Source organism: thiotrophic endosymbiont of Bathymodiolus puteoserpentis (Logatchev) (assembly GCF_900127505.1).
GTDB lineage: Bacteria > Pseudomonadota > Gammaproteobacteria > PS1 > Pseudothioglobaceae > Thiodubiliella.
Genome location: NZ_UEXF01000079.1, coordinates 10,208 through 22,708, shown reverse-complemented (window position 1 = coordinate 22,708; position 12,501 = coordinate 10,208). Strand labels below are relative to the sequence as shown.

Annotated in this window: 14 protein-coding genes and 1 pseudogene (1 of these 15 running past the window's edge); 11 read left to right on the top strand and 4 right to left on the bottom strand. The window is 36.7% G+C overall.

The genetic code is table 11. From position 1 onward, the window contains the following. The 11 genes from BHECKSOX2_RS10100 to mnmH form a co-directional block, all read left to right on the top strand. The coding region (locus BHECKSOX2_RS10100) for a transposase (RefSeq protein WP_139682054.1) at window positions 1-450 on the top strand (450 nt) is incomplete at its 5' end. 135 nt (window positions 451-585) lie between these two features. After that, entirely contained in the window at window positions 586-1,233 is a 648-nt protein-coding gene (locus tag BHECKSOX2_RS10095) for a dUTP diphosphatase (RefSeq protein ID WP_090717005.1), read from the top strand. Then, window positions 1,230-2,168, top strand: coding sequence for an AAA family ATPase (locus BHECKSOX2_RS10090; protein ID WP_180323772.1), 939 nt, complete (start codon window positions 1,230-1,232; stop codon window positions 2,166-2,168). The genes BHECKSOX2_RS10095 and BHECKSOX2_RS10090 overlap by 4 nt, the downstream gene beginning before the upstream one ends. Window positions 2,169-2,192: 24 nt before the next feature. Then, complete coding sequence (locus BHECKSOX2_RS10085) at window positions 2,193-3,008, top strand: DUF58 domain-containing protein (RefSeq protein WP_090717001.1); 816 nt, start codon at window positions 2,193-2,195, stop codon at window positions 3,006-3,008. A gap of 25 nt (window positions 3,009-3,033) precedes the next feature. Beyond that, a complete protein-coding gene (locus BHECKSOX2_RS10080) occupies window positions 3,034-3,405 on the top strand; it encodes a hypothetical protein (protein ID WP_139683463.1) in 372 nt (123 codons plus the stop codon). Beyond that, window positions 3,398-4,291 carry a vWA domain-containing protein gene (locus tag BHECKSOX2_RS10075; RefSeq protein WP_139683462.1) on the top strand — a complete coding sequence of 298 codons (894 nt, stop codon included), beginning with the start codon at window positions 3,398-3,400 and terminating at the stop codon, window positions 4,289-4,291. Before BHECKSOX2_RS10080 ends, BHECKSOX2_RS10075 begins: the two co-directional genes overlap by 8 nt. Then, window positions 4,273-5,223, top strand: coding sequence for a vWA domain-containing protein (locus BHECKSOX2_RS10070; protein ID WP_180323771.1), 951 nt, complete (start codon window positions 4,273-4,275; stop codon window positions 5,221-5,223). The genes BHECKSOX2_RS10075 and BHECKSOX2_RS10070 overlap by 19 nt, the downstream gene beginning before the upstream one ends. Then, window positions 5,220-5,993, top strand: coding sequence for a tetratricopeptide repeat protein (locus tag BHECKSOX2_RS10065; RefSeq protein WP_139683460.1), 774 nt, complete (start codon window positions 5,220-5,222; stop codon window positions 5,991-5,993). The genes BHECKSOX2_RS10070 and BHECKSOX2_RS10065 overlap by 4 nt, the downstream gene beginning before the upstream one ends. Continuing rightward, window positions 5,971-7,407, top strand: coding sequence for a BatD family protein (locus tag BHECKSOX2_RS10060; protein WP_180323770.1), 1,437 nt, complete (start codon window positions 5,971-5,973; stop codon window positions 7,405-7,407). Before BHECKSOX2_RS10065 ends, BHECKSOX2_RS10060 begins: the two co-directional genes overlap by 23 nt. Before the next feature lie 29 nt (window positions 7,408-7,436). Beyond that, window positions 7,437-8,471: a selenide, water dikinase SelD gene (selD, locus tag BHECKSOX2_RS10055; RefSeq protein WP_139683458.1), complete on the top strand. Its 1,035-nt coding sequence runs from the start codon at window positions 7,437-7,439 to the stop codon at window positions 8,469-8,471. Beyond that, window positions 8,464-9,549, top strand: coding sequence for a tRNA 2-selenouridine(34) synthase MnmH (mnmH, locus tag BHECKSOX2_RS10050; RefSeq protein ID WP_139683457.1), 1,086 nt, complete (start codon window positions 8,464-8,466; stop codon window positions 9,547-9,549). The genes selD and mnmH overlap by 8 nt, the downstream gene beginning before the upstream one ends. On the opposite strand, the gene BHECKSOX2_RS10045 is transcribed toward mnmH, so the two are convergent. From BHECKSOX2_RS10045 to BHECKSOX2_RS10030, 4 genes and pseudogenes are all read right to left on the bottom strand, one after another. Further along, complete coding sequence (locus BHECKSOX2_RS10045) at window positions 9,546-9,812, bottom strand: 2Fe-2S iron-sulfur cluster-binding protein (protein ID WP_090714283.1); 267 nt, start codon at window positions 9,810-9,812, stop codon at window positions 9,546-9,548. The two genes, mnmH and BHECKSOX2_RS10045, sit on opposite strands and share 4 nt — an antisense overlap. Window positions 9,813-9,827: 15 nt before the next feature. Further along, entirely contained in the window at window positions 9,828-10,961 is a 1,134-nt protein-coding gene (nrdB, locus tag BHECKSOX2_RS10040; protein WP_090714280.1) for a class Ia ribonucleoside-diphosphate reductase subunit beta, read from the bottom strand. Beyond that, window positions 10,951-11,481 carry a hypothetical protein gene (locus BHECKSOX2_RS10035; RefSeq protein ID WP_139683456.1) on the bottom strand — a complete coding sequence of 177 codons (531 nt, stop codon included), beginning with the start codon at window positions 11,479-11,481 and terminating at the stop codon, window positions 10,951-10,953. The genes nrdB and BHECKSOX2_RS10035 overlap by 11 nt, the downstream gene beginning before the upstream one ends. A gap of 140 nt (window positions 11,482-11,621) precedes the next feature. Continuing rightward, window positions 11,622-12,501, bottom strand: a pseudogene (locus BHECKSOX2_RS10030) (IS5 family transposase) (it continues 190 nt past the right edge of the window).

The following is a 12,501-nucleotide window of genomic DNA, read 5'->3' as shown; positions in this document are numbered from 1 at the left end:
GCCAGTCATGATAAAAATATTCACGACTCAAAAACCTTAAATGTTGCCATAAGCCATGCTAATAGCAACAGAAACAAACCCATCAAACAAGCGGTATGCGACCGAGGCTATGTTGGTGCAAAGGTAGTGCTCGGTGCAAACATCATTTTGCCTAAAAAAGCCCTTAAGCGAGACAATCGTTATCAACAAGACAAAAAGCGCAAACTGTGTAAAAGACGCGCAGCGATTGAGCCGATTATCGGACATCTTAAATCAGATTTTAGACTCTCTAGAAACCTACTCAAAGGGCAAGTTGGTGATGAGATTAATGTTTTAATGGCTGCCTGTGCTTGGAATTTGAGAAAATGGCTGGTGATAGCCACTATTTTTTTGTTTTGGCAAAAACTGGGCTTATTTTTTGTAAAATACCTAAGGTTTTTTGTGGTGCTGGATAAAAAGCAGTTTTGTTGATTTAGATGGTTGGAAAAATGGGGGGGTTGGTTTGGTTTGGGGTGGTTTTTAAGGGGCGACTAATTAATTGATTTTTACGCATGCTAAATTGTATAATGTGCCCAATAAATTTCATATCATTGTAAAGTCTTATTTATGAATCAAATTAAACAAATGTTTGAGTTGCAGCAAAAACTTAATGATGCCACCAATGGGCTTATTTGGACCGAAGGTGCTACCAAAGAAGGGCGACAAATTTCATGGCTTCGCTGCATTTATATGGAAGCTGCTGAGGCGATTGATTCGTTTAACTGGAAACATTGGAAAAACATTGAAAGTGAACCAGACCTAGATAACGCTAAAGTTGAGCTGGTGGATATTTGGCACTTTATTATGTCCGAGGCGATTCATTTTGGCGACACACAATTTGCTGAGGCTTATGCCGATATACAACCTGAAAGAGAGGTTAATCCGGAACTCACTGTGGAAATTTTAGAAAAAATGATCGCCGTTGCCGCTAGTGCCAATGTGGATAAATCAAAAAATAGCTTGTATGAAATTACAGGGCTTTTCTTTCAGGCACTGGCAACAATGAATATGGATGTAACAGAACTTTATAAGCGTTATTTAATAAAAAACCAACTCAATACTTTTAGACAAGATCACGGTTATAAAGACGGCACTTATATCAAATTATGGGGGGGCGTTGAAGATAATGTGGTGGCTTTTAAACTGATGGAAGCACACCCTAATCTCAGCCCCAAGCAATTTTACAAAAAGTTAGAGGAGGCATACGCGCTATGATAAAAAAACTTAAAACAGAAATACAAAAAGTCATTATTGGACAAGAAGATCTGGTTGATCATTTGTTAATTGGACTGATTACCGGTGGCCATATTTTGGTTGAAAGCGTACCAGGATTGGCAAAAACCACGGCAATTAATACTTTGTCTAAAGCCTTAGGGATTCAGTTTAAACGCATTCAGTTTACGCCAGATTTACTACCCAGCGACCTAACAGGTGCACAAATTTACAACCCAAAAACAGGGGAGTTTAGCGTTAAAAAAGGGCCGATTTTCACCAACTTATTGTTGGCTGATGAAATCAATCGTGCACCTGCCAAAGTGCAGGCGGCATTGCTTGAAGTAATGGCAGAAAGGCAGGTGACGATTGCCGATGAAAGTTTTAAGCTAGATCAACCTTTTTTGGTTATGGCAACCCAAAATCCAGTGGAGCAAGAGGGAACCTATCAATTGCCAGAAGCACAACTTGATCGCTTTATGCTCAAAACAGTGCTTGATTATAATACTTTGGCAGAAGAATTGGAAGTGGTTAAACGAGTTGCTATTAATGGCTTTGAGCAGGTTGAGCAAGTGGCAGATATAGCAGATATTGTCGATATTCGACAGCAGTTTGAGAAGATTCATGTGGATGATGCGGTGCAAAATTATATATTAAAAATAATTTTTGCAACCCGTTACCCGCAAGATTATGGCTTGGATTCAATCAAACATTATATTGAGTTTGGCGCTAGCCCAAGAGCCAGTATTGATTTATACAAAGCCAGTTGTGCTAAGGCATTAATACGGGGCAATGACTTTGTGACACCGCTTGACATTGCCAGTGTAGTAACAGAAGTGCTACAACACAGAATTGTTTTAAGTTATCAGGCGCAGGCTGAAAATATGAGTGTTGAGGCCATTATTAAACAGATACTTGAGGCAATTCAAGTGCCATAAATCAACCAAGGTTTTTTTATCATTATGATGTCAGCACAAGAAATAATATTACACGCTAAGAAGAATGTTTTTACCCAAAAGTCGGCGGAGCATTTGTCAAAAATGCGAGGTGATGGTTTGGATTTTTGCGAAATTCGCCCCTATCAGGCAGGTGATGATATTCGCAAAATAAATTTTTCTGCCAGTGGCAAAACGGGTGAATTACAAACCAATGTTTTTAACGAGGACAGGCAAATTAATGTGGTCATTTGCGTAATGCTTTCCAGTAGCCTACATTTTGGTTCTGTGCGTTTGAAAAATGAGTTAATTGCCGAGATTGTCGCACATTTGGCGTATTCTTCTATACAACAAAAGAACCAAACAAAACTGGTGTTTTTCTTTAACGATGAGCAGCAAATTTTTCAACTCAATAATATGGGTAGTTTGCTGTTGGCAATTGAAGCACTGCTAAATTTTGACTTGTTAAAAATACAAATAAACCCAGAAACACTGAGCACTTATTTGGTTCAGCAGGCAAAATCATTGGTTTTTGTTATTGGTGATTTTTATCAGTCTAGTGATTATAGTAGGGTTGCCCATAAAAACCAAATAAATGCAATAATAGTGCGTGACCCATTAGAAGAGTTACCAATTTTTGGCACAGAATTAAGTTTGAAAAATGCACAAAATAACAGCAGTATTGAAGTGGATTTTGATAAAAAATTAGCAAAAAAATATCAATCTCAATTAAAAATTGAGGACGATAAGCGTTATTTGCATTTTGCTCAACATAAAATCAATGTGGGTAAAATCTACACCAACGATGATGTTTTTGTCAAACTTTCGCAAATTTTAAAGTGAAGGGAGGGCGCTTAAGACAATAATTATGGATACTTTAAAAGACATTAAACCACTGGTTGACATTGCAGATCATTCCTTTACTTATCTATTGGTTTTATTGTTTGTTGTGTTGTTGATGGCGTTGCTTGCAGGATATTTTGGTTGGAAAAATTTTCAATTAAAACGCCGTAATGATAAAAAAAGAAAGGCACTCAACCTACTTAAAAACCTTGATTTTAACGACAGTAAGCTCACAGCTTATACATTCAGTCGTTATGCCAATGTGCTGGTGAATGATAACAATGCAGTCGATTTTGAGAAAATCAATACAGCATTATTAGCCTATAAATATAAAGAAAAAGTGGCGCAATTAGAACCCGATTTAATTAAAAAAATCAAGGATTTTCTTCATGTTTAGTTTTGAATATCCCTTTGTGCTGGCGCTTATTATTATTGCATTCGCTTGCTTGTTTTTTTGCCAAGAGAAAAAATTATCTATTTATTTTCCCTACAGCAACAGCTTGAAAACCATTGCAAAATCTAAGCAATTGTTACGCAATGTACTCAAATTTTTAGCCCTTGGTTTGGTTATTGTCGCTCTTGCCAGTCCGATTACAACTAAAGACATAGCGCTTGACAATAGTAAAGGCTACGAAATTTCATTAATTTTAGATGCCTCAGGGTCAATGGAAGAAAACAACAAGTTTAAAATTGTGAAGAAAATTTTGGTAGATTTCATTAAACAGCGTAAAACCGATAAATTAGCGTTGAGTATTTTTGCAGATTTTGCTTATACTGCCGTTCCATTTACTTACGACAAAAAAAGCATTATTAAAATTCTCAGTCATATCAATGTAGGTGTTGCTGGGCAAAGAAAAACAGCACTTTATGAGGCTTTATTTTTAAGCTCAAAGCTTTTTAAAGATTCTCAATCGAAAGAAAAAATTGCCGTTTTACTTACAGACGGTAAGGATAACGCAAACAGTGTGCCACTTGATGTGGCAATTAAGCAGGCAAAAAATAACAAAATAAAAGTGTATACAATTGGTATTGGCAGCGAAAGAGATTTTAACGCCGAGGTTCTAAGGGAAATCGCACAAGAGACGGGTGCTGAATTTTTCTCAGCTAATAGTATTCAAGGTATAAAAGACATTTATGCACGAATCAATCGATTAGAAAAAAGTAAAATAAACATCAATAAATACGAAAAGAAAACTTATTATTTTCACTATCCCTTAGGTTTGGCGTTAATATTTTTATTTCTTTATTTTTGGCAGAGAAACACATGGATTTTGAACAAATAGAATTACTTTACGCCCTCATTCCAGTGGCTATATTGTGGTTTTTTATTCACCACAAGCAAAGCAATCTTGAGGCTTTGTTTGCCCCTGAAGTGCTGGAGAAAATCAGTTTAGATAAGTATGGAATGCGTTTAAAAACACGCCTTAAGTTGCTATTGTTATCTATTATTTTAATTTTATTGGCACTGAGTCAGCCAACTCTCGACAAGGGCGAGGTTAAGATAAAAAAACACTTGAGTGATTTGGTGGTGGCAATGGATATGTCATATTCTATGTTGGCAAATGACATTTACCCGAGCCGTTTTGAATTTGTAAAAAATAAATTGTTACACAGTTTGGATAAAATTAATGCTCGGCGTGTTGCCGTGTTAGGGTTTGCCAGTCAGACTTTTTTAGTTTCGCCTTTGACAGATGACTTCTCTAGTCTTAAGTTTTTAATTAAAAACTTACGCACGGATATGGTTAACCTCAAGGGCACCGACATACTCAATTTATTGCAAGCTGCCAATGAGTTGACAGGCAAGACAAAAAGCAAACAAATATTGCTGTTAACCGATGGCGGTGATGACGATAATTTTAAAGAAGCTGTTGCGTATGCAACAAAGCACAATTTACAAATTTTTATCTTTGATGTTGCCAGCAAGAGTGGTGGTAGTATTCGTACTGAAAATGGGCTTTTAAAAGACCCAAATGGAAATATTGTTCATGTTAAAGAAAATCCAAACATTGGCACATTGGCAACTCAAACGCATGGAAAGTATTTAAAATATTCCTTAAATAATAATGACTTGTCAAATTTTATCCATACTTTTAATCGACACAATAATAGTAAAGAAGTGAAAATTAATCAAAAACGCCAATTGTTTTACTACCCTTTGTTGCTCGCCTTAGTATTGTTATTTTTTGCCTTTTTTTCCTTACCCAGAAAACTATGAAATTTATTTTTTTCGTATTATTGTCAATGAGTGTGGAAGCAGGATTGCTAGATTTTGTGCACATTAAGCAAGCCAATAGTGCTTACCAAAAACAAGACTATCAAGCGGCTACAGAAGAGTTTGCCAATATTGATAATGACGCTGCACGCCTAAACCAAGCAAACAGCCTTTATAAGCAAGGTTTATACGAGCAAGCGCTGGAAAAATATCAAAGCGTCAAGCAAAAAAAGTTGGATTTTAATCGTTTGTACAATACTGGCAATGCTTATGCTAAATTAAAGAAAATTGATGAGGCGATTGACAGTTACAAAGCGGCGTTAAAATTAAAACAAGATGCAGATACCTTGTTTAATTTAAAAATGCTAAAACAGCAAAAAGCCAAGCGCAAAAAAGACCAGCAATCGAAAAAGAGTAAAGAGAACAAAGGCAAAGACCAAAAACAAAAAAAGCAACAGCAAAACAGTAAAAAAGACGATAAGAAGCGTAACGACTCAGATCAGAAAAAACAACAGCAAAACAATAAAAAAAACGGCAAGAAGCATAACGATTCAGATCAGAAAAAAAAACAAAAAGACAATAAAAAAGACAATAAAGCGCGCAAAGATAAAGGTAAGAAAGACAGCGAAAAAGAACAACGGCAACAAGAGAAAAAATTGGATGCCATTAAACAGCAGCGATGGGAAAAATCTCTTGAGAAAAATCTCAGAACCCTGCTTATTCCACTCAATAAACAAAATAATAATAATGATGATAAAGAAAATCTTTGGTAGTTTATTTTTACTACTCAGTACCCCAATTTTTGCACTCAGCTCAGCCAGCGTTAATCAGACATGGTTTTATCCGGGAGAGGATATTGTCTTAACTTTGAATGCCGATAGTGATAAGGTTGTGTTTCCTGCAATTAGTCATATTGCAGGGTACCCTGTTTTAGGCACAAGTAATGCGCAAAGTATGAGTATTGTCAATACTAGGCGTACCATACAAAATAGCAAGTCCTACACTTTTAAACCTTTAAAAAGCCTGCAAATTCCAGCTTACACATTGATAGTAGATGGTGTCAAACAAACCACCCAAGCCATAAAAATAACTTACAAAAAGCCAACCAAGGCCAAGGCAGGGAGTGACTATATTCTAGAAATCAAGACGGATAAAACAACTTTTTTTCTGGGAGACACCGCTACTTTAAACATCACTTTTAAAGCAAAAAAATCTTTGCCACGCATTAGTCAGATTATGCTTTCTACGCCCGAGGCAGAAGGTTTATCATTTACAGAAAATAAAGGAGTAAGTCGTATTGCTGATGAAAATTATAATGTTCAAACGCTGAGTTACAGAATTAATGCAAATAATTTTGGCACTCTTTATATTCCAAGTTTGGTCGCCACTATTGGCAACCAGAATAGGGATATTTTTAGTGGTTTCTTTGATAGAGGGCAAAACAGGCAACAGAAAAAAATATTTTCAAACGCCTTGACGCTCACAGTAAAGCCCCTACCAGACGACCTTAGAATCTTTGGCGACTTTAGTATAAAAGCCACCGTTGATAAGACCCAAGTCAAACAAGGGGAAGCCGTTAATTTAACAGTAAATATTGTTGGTGAAGGTAATTTTGACGACATTGAAGACTTTAAAATTGAGATTGATAACGCCACTATTTATAGCGATGATGCAGTAAGCAGTTACAAAGGTTGGCAACAAAAATTTGCCATTGTTGGTGGGCAAAATTTCATTATACCCAGTCTAAAATTGGATTATTTTGACAAAAAAACTCAAACCAAAAAAACCATTCGCACCCAAGTCATTAACATTCAAGTTGACAAAACTAACCCTATCATAACAACAACTGAAACCGTGGCAAAGCCTGATAACAAAACGCCACTTAACAATAAATTAAAATATTATTACCTTTTGTTCGGGCTTATCATTGGTGCGCTTATTAGTTTTTTAGGTATAAAACTTAACAGCAAACCAACGCCAGAAAAAAATCAAGATTTAATCAAGCAAATCAAATCCAGCAAAGGCGATAAAGCCTTATTTGACTTATTACTGCCACTTAATTTAAATGCGTTAGAGTCTATACTGCAACAATTAGAAGCCAACCTTTATAAAAGCGGGACGCACAAAATTAACAAAAAGGCCGTTATTAATGTTATTCAATCCAGTCATGACCCTTTGGGTGAGTAACCTTTTAAATTGATTGTTATAATATTGCCATGATTAAATTGACTGAATACAGCCATGGACAAGGGTGCGGTTGCAAAATATCACCCAAAGTTTTGGACACGATTTTAGCATCGTCAGTGGAAGAAATGCACGATAGCAATTTATTAGTTGGCAATCATTCTCGTGATGATGCTGCTGTGTATGACTTAGGCAATGGTGAGGCAATCATCAGCACTACGGATTTCTTTATGCCCATTGTTGATGACCCAACTACCTTTGGGCGTATCGCAGCTACCAATGCGATTAGCGATGTATATGCCATGGGTGGTGTGCCACTGATGGCAATTGCGATTTTTGGCTGGCCATTAGACAAATTACCCCCTGAAGTTGGACAGCAAGTGATTGAAGGAGGTCGCATGGTTTGTGCTGATGCGGGTATTACCTTGGCAGGCGGACATAGTATTGATGCACCTGAACCAATTTTCGGATTAGCGGTAACAGGCAAAGTAGCAATTAAGCACTTAAAGGAAAACTCTACTGCCAAAGTAGGGGACAAGATATATCTCACCAAACCCTTAGGCATTGGTATTTTAACCACCGCACAAAAACAAAAGAAAATTACACCTGAAGATGAAAAATGCGCTATTAATACAATGTGTCAACTTAATGATATTGGCAGCAAAATCGCAAAAATTGATGGCATTAATGCGATTACCGATGTAACTGGATTTGGATTGGGTGGGCATTTGTCAGAAGTTTGTCTGGGTTCAAAAGTTTCAGCAACGATTAATTACAACAAGGTGCCAATCTTACCAAATATTCAAAATTATTTAGCCAATGGCTGCTCTCCAGGGGGTGCGCAGCGTAATTTTGACAGTTATGGCCACCATCTAAGCGCAATGAATGATGAAGTGCAATCTATTATTTGCGACCCGCAAACTAGCGGTGGCTTATTGATTATGGTGTCCGATAGTGGCGAATCTGAATTCCGCCAAGTGATGCAAAAATCAGGCTTTGACTTAGAGGCTATTGGTGAGATTGTTGAGAACGATAACAACAAATCCATCATACAAATTAATGTCTGAGTTGACGCAAATAACCGACTTCACGCGCTTATTCACCACTGATACACCATTGATTGATACGCGTGCACCAATTGAGTTTGAACAGGGTGCTTTTCCACAATCGCAAAACCTTAGTTTGATGAGTAATGATGAACGCGAGAAGATAGGCACTTGCTATAAAAACAAAGGTCAGGCACAAGCCATTGAACTTGGACACAAATTGGTGCAAGGTGATGTCAAAAATAAGCGCATAGAAGCATGGCTACAATTCATCAAAAACAACCCAAATGGTGCGCTTTATTGTTTTCGTGGTGGTCTGCGTAGTCAAATCACGCAACAATGGATTTACGAAGCTTCTAGTGTTAATTACCCTCGTATCAAAGGTGGTTACAAGGCATTGCGTAGATTTCTTATTGATGAAACCAATAGAATTATGCAGCAAATCACGCCGATTGTGATCGGCGGGCAAACGGGTTGTGGCAAAACTTTGTTACTTGACAAAGTTAACAATATGATTGATTTGGAAGGCTTGGCAAACCACCGTGGATCCGCCTTTGGTAATGCTACTACGCCACAGCCTACACAGATTAATTTTGAAAATGCTTTGGCGGTTGAATTGATTAAAAAACAACACAAAACAACCTTGTTGTTTGAAGACGAAGGCTCAAATATAGGTACCGTGCATATCCCAGATTGTGTACAAGCCAAAACCAAACAAGCCGAACTTATCTTATTAGAAGTCAATATTGAGCAGCGCCTTAAAATCACCATGGATGCCTATGTTATTAATATGCACAACGATTTTATTATGCAAGACAGCATTAAGGGTTTTGATAACTTTGCTCAGTATTGGCTAAGAAGTTTGGAAAAAATTCAAAAGCGCTTAGGCTTAGAGCGTTATAAAGTTTTATTAAAATCGCTGAATAATGCGCTATTAAAATACAAAGAGCAGGGCGACTATAAGGATTTTTACCCAGTGGTAGAAGAATTATTGGTGAATTATTATGACCCGATGTATGATTATCAAATCAAGAAAAAAATGAACAGAGTGGCATTCAAAGGAAATTCAGATGAGGTTTTGGCGTATTTATTAGACTAAAAATTTCGTATGCCAATTTTAATATCGCTAAGTGGTCTAGCCTGACAAGCTAAAATTTCTCCTTGTGAAAGTGGCACCAAGCAGTCTTGATGTATGACATCACCCGAGAGTAGTTGCAGTATGCATAGGCCACAATGCCCTTGTCGGCAAGAGTGATTAAGTATTATTTGATTGTCTTCTAACTCAGTAAGAATGGACTGTTTGCCAAACACATACAGCGACTCAGTTTTGCCATTGATATTGTCAACATCGATTTTAAACATTTAAAGGCTTCTTTCTTAAAGTTTAAAATCACCAAAATCAGCGTCATCAACAGCCATATTATTGTCAATCGCACTCACTAAATAAGCGGTGATTTCTGTTTCTTGTGGTGCAACTTGAACGCTATCAGAGTCTAACCAATGATTAATCCAAGGGAGTGGGTTAACACGGTCTTCAAATATTGGCTTAAGCCCTATGGCATTCATACGAATGTTGGTAATATATTCTAAATACTGTTTAAGAATCTCAGCATTAAGTCCAATCATAGAGCCATCACGGAACAAGTATTCTGCCCATTCTTTTTCTTGTTCGCAAGCTTCTTTAAACATATCAATCACTTCATCTTTGCTTTCTTGAGCGATTTTTTGCATATCAGGGTCATCTTTGCCACTGCCCATCAGATTAAGCATATGTTGTGTCCCAACTAGATGCAACGCCTCATCGCGGGCAATCATCTTGATAATCTTGGCATTGCCCTCCATGAGTTTGCGCTCAGCAAAGGCAAATGAGCAAGCAAATGAGACATAAAAACGAACGGCCTCGAGAATATTTACCGATACCAAAGTTAGGTAAAGCTTCTTTTTCAAGCGGTATAAATCCACTCCTGCATTATTATCTACCGTTAAGCCCCCTTCTCCGTGAAGCAGATAAGCTTGTGTGTATTTAATTAATTCATCGTATTTCTCAGAAACACTTTCAGCGCGCTTAATAATTTCATCGGTTTTCATAATGTCATCAAACACCACACCTGGCTCATTTACAATCGCACGAATAATATGGGTATAAGAGCGTGAGTGAATGGTTTCAGAAAACGACCAAGTCTCAATCCAGTTTTCTACTTCTGGCAGAGAAACAATTGGCAAAAAGGCAATACTAGGACTTCTACCTTGTACAGAATCGAGCAAGATCTGATATTGCAAATTAGAAATAAAAATATGCTTCTCATTGGGTAATAATTTGTTGAAATCTATCTTGTCCTTAGTTACATCAATTTCTTCAGGTCGCCAAAAGAAAGAAAGTTGTTTCTCTGTTAGTTTTTCAAATATTTCAAATTTTTGTTTATCAAAACGCGCCACATTAACGGAATTACCGAAAAACATGGGTTCGGCTAAGGTGTCGCTAATTTTTTTGGTAAAAATGCTATATGACATTGTTTGCTCCTAATTGTGTTGTCAGGCTTGATTTAAAATGGTTTTCATTGTCATGATTATAAAATTCTAAACCAATAATCTTGTATTCATCGTTGCTATAAGTCGTTGCACTATTTACCCCTATCAACGCTTGATGATTTCGTTCAATTTCCAGTAAAAAATCCTCTTTCCATTTATCTATTTGTTGCAAGTGCTTGCCCTTAGGCTCTATGAAAAATTGATAATGGCATTGGCTATTTTTGTTTTGACTAAGCAACACAAAATCAGGTTCAAACCTTCTACCTTGCGCAAAATCATACAAGGCAAAATGCCGCTCATTTCTAATTAGATACACATTCTCATAGTCATTGTTTATATCATCAATAATTGTATGAATAAGATCGATTAACTTCTTTTCTTCGCTGGTGCCGTAAAACTTCTCAAACGCAAACCAATCATGCGTTATTTCTTGTATTTGTTTTTCATTGTCTTGGGGGATTAACAAGGTTTTTTCTTTAAAAGAGACTTTTGCATAACTCATAATTCTCCACCCTAATTTCAATTTTTAGATTTTTTCAAAAATATTTTCAAAACTACCTGTATTTTTTCATAAAGTCCAAAAAAAACCTTATTTTCCCAGCTGTTTATTGCTTTATTTCCCTATTTTTAGTCCTCTCCCACTCATTGGGCGTAACAATCCCCTAGACTTCGCATTTGTTTAAAAATATTCATCCCAGTTTTAAGATTGTGACTCATGGCAATAAGTTGCGCTCTAGTTTTGTTTCTTTCTAATCCAAGGTATCTTGCCTTGGCTAATCCATGATGTTGTTTGAGTAAGCCAAAAGTGCGTTCAACAATATAGCGAATGGATGATCGTTGTTTATTCTCTTGTTTTTGTCTGTCTGTAAGTGGTGTATTTCTGTAAGCCCTGTGTAGAACTTTGTTATTTTGTTTACCAAGTTTTTCATCGTTTTTCTTGTTAGCATAAGCACTATCGGCATAAACTTCACCACAGGTTTTTATCTTATTCTTATTCTTGTGCTTGTTGATACCAAGCAATTTGTCAAACTCCTTTGAGTCGTGAACATTGCCAGGGGTGTAAGTCATCTTTTTAACAAAACCATCTTCATCAGTATTGGCGTGCATTTTATAGCCGTAGGTGGTTTTTCGTTTACCATCAGTGGCTATTTTGACATTATAGTCGGCTTCAGGATCTTGAGTGTTATTGCCATTCCTACCCTTGCGTTTGCGTGATTGCTTAGCTTCAATGACGCTGACATCAATAATGTTGATTGAACCTAGAGAAACAATAATACTGTTTTGTTCTAAATGATGATTGATTTGTTCTAGTAGTGCTTCTAGCAAATTTTCAGTATTGAGTAATTGTCTAAAACGCCAAATGGTGGAATGGTCTGGCACTGCTTCGCTTAAACTTAAATCAATGAAGCGTCTGAACATTAAATCTCTAGCAATTTGTTTTTCTAAGGCTTCATCGCTAAGCGCATACCAAGCCTGAAGAATTAGGATTTTAAACATCATTATGGGTGGATAGGCGCTTGCA

What these genes read in the sequence shown, in the direction of transcription:
- BHECKSOX2_RS10095 (WP_090717005.1), top strand. Translation starts at nt 586, where the DNA reads ATGAATCAAATTAAACAAATGTTTGAGTTGCAGCAAAAACTTAATGAT.
- BHECKSOX2_RS10090 (WP_180323772.1), top strand. Translation starts at nt 1,230, where the DNA reads ATGATAAAAAAACTTAAAACAGAAATACAAAAAGTCATTATTGGACAA.
- BHECKSOX2_RS10085 (WP_090717001.1), top strand. Translation starts at nt 2,193, where the DNA reads ATGATGTCAGCACAAGAAATAATATTACACGCTAAGAAGAATGTTTTT.
- BHECKSOX2_RS10080 (WP_139683463.1), top strand. Translation starts at nt 3,034, where the DNA reads ATGGATACTTTAAAAGACATTAAACCACTGGTTGACATTGCAGATCAT.
- BHECKSOX2_RS10075 (WP_139683462.1), top strand. Translation starts at nt 3,398, where the DNA reads ATGTTTAGTTTTGAATATCCCTTTGTGCTGGCGCTTATTATTATTGCA.
- BHECKSOX2_RS10070 (WP_180323771.1), top strand. Translation starts at nt 4,273, where the DNA reads ATGGATTTTGAACAAATAGAATTACTTTACGCCCTCATTCCAGTGGCT.
- BHECKSOX2_RS10065 (WP_139683460.1), top strand. Translation starts at nt 5,220, where the DNA reads ATGAAATTTATTTTTTTCGTATTATTGTCAATGAGTGTGGAAGCAGGA.
- BHECKSOX2_RS10060 (WP_180323770.1), top strand. Translation starts at nt 5,971, where the DNA reads ATGATAAAGAAAATCTTTGGTAGTTTATTTTTACTACTCAGTACCCCA.
- selD (WP_139683458.1), top strand. Translation starts at nt 7,437, where the DNA reads ATGATTAAATTGACTGAATACAGCCATGGACAAGGGTGCGGTTGCAAA.
- mnmH (WP_139683457.1), top strand. Translation starts at nt 8,464, where the DNA reads ATGTCTGAGTTGACGCAAATAACCGACTTCACGCGCTTATTCACCACT.
- BHECKSOX2_RS10045 (WP_090714283.1), bottom strand. Translation starts at nt 9,812, where the DNA reads ATGTTTAAAATCGATGTTGACAATATCAATGGCAAAACTGAGTCGCTG.
- nrdB (WP_090714280.1), bottom strand. Translation starts at nt 10,961, where the DNA reads ATGTCATATAGCATTTTTACCAAAAAAATTAGCGACACCTTAGCCGAA.
- BHECKSOX2_RS10035 (WP_139683456.1), bottom strand. Translation starts at nt 11,481, where the DNA reads ATGAGTTATGCAAAAGTCTCTTTTAAAGAAAAAACCTTGTTAATCCCC.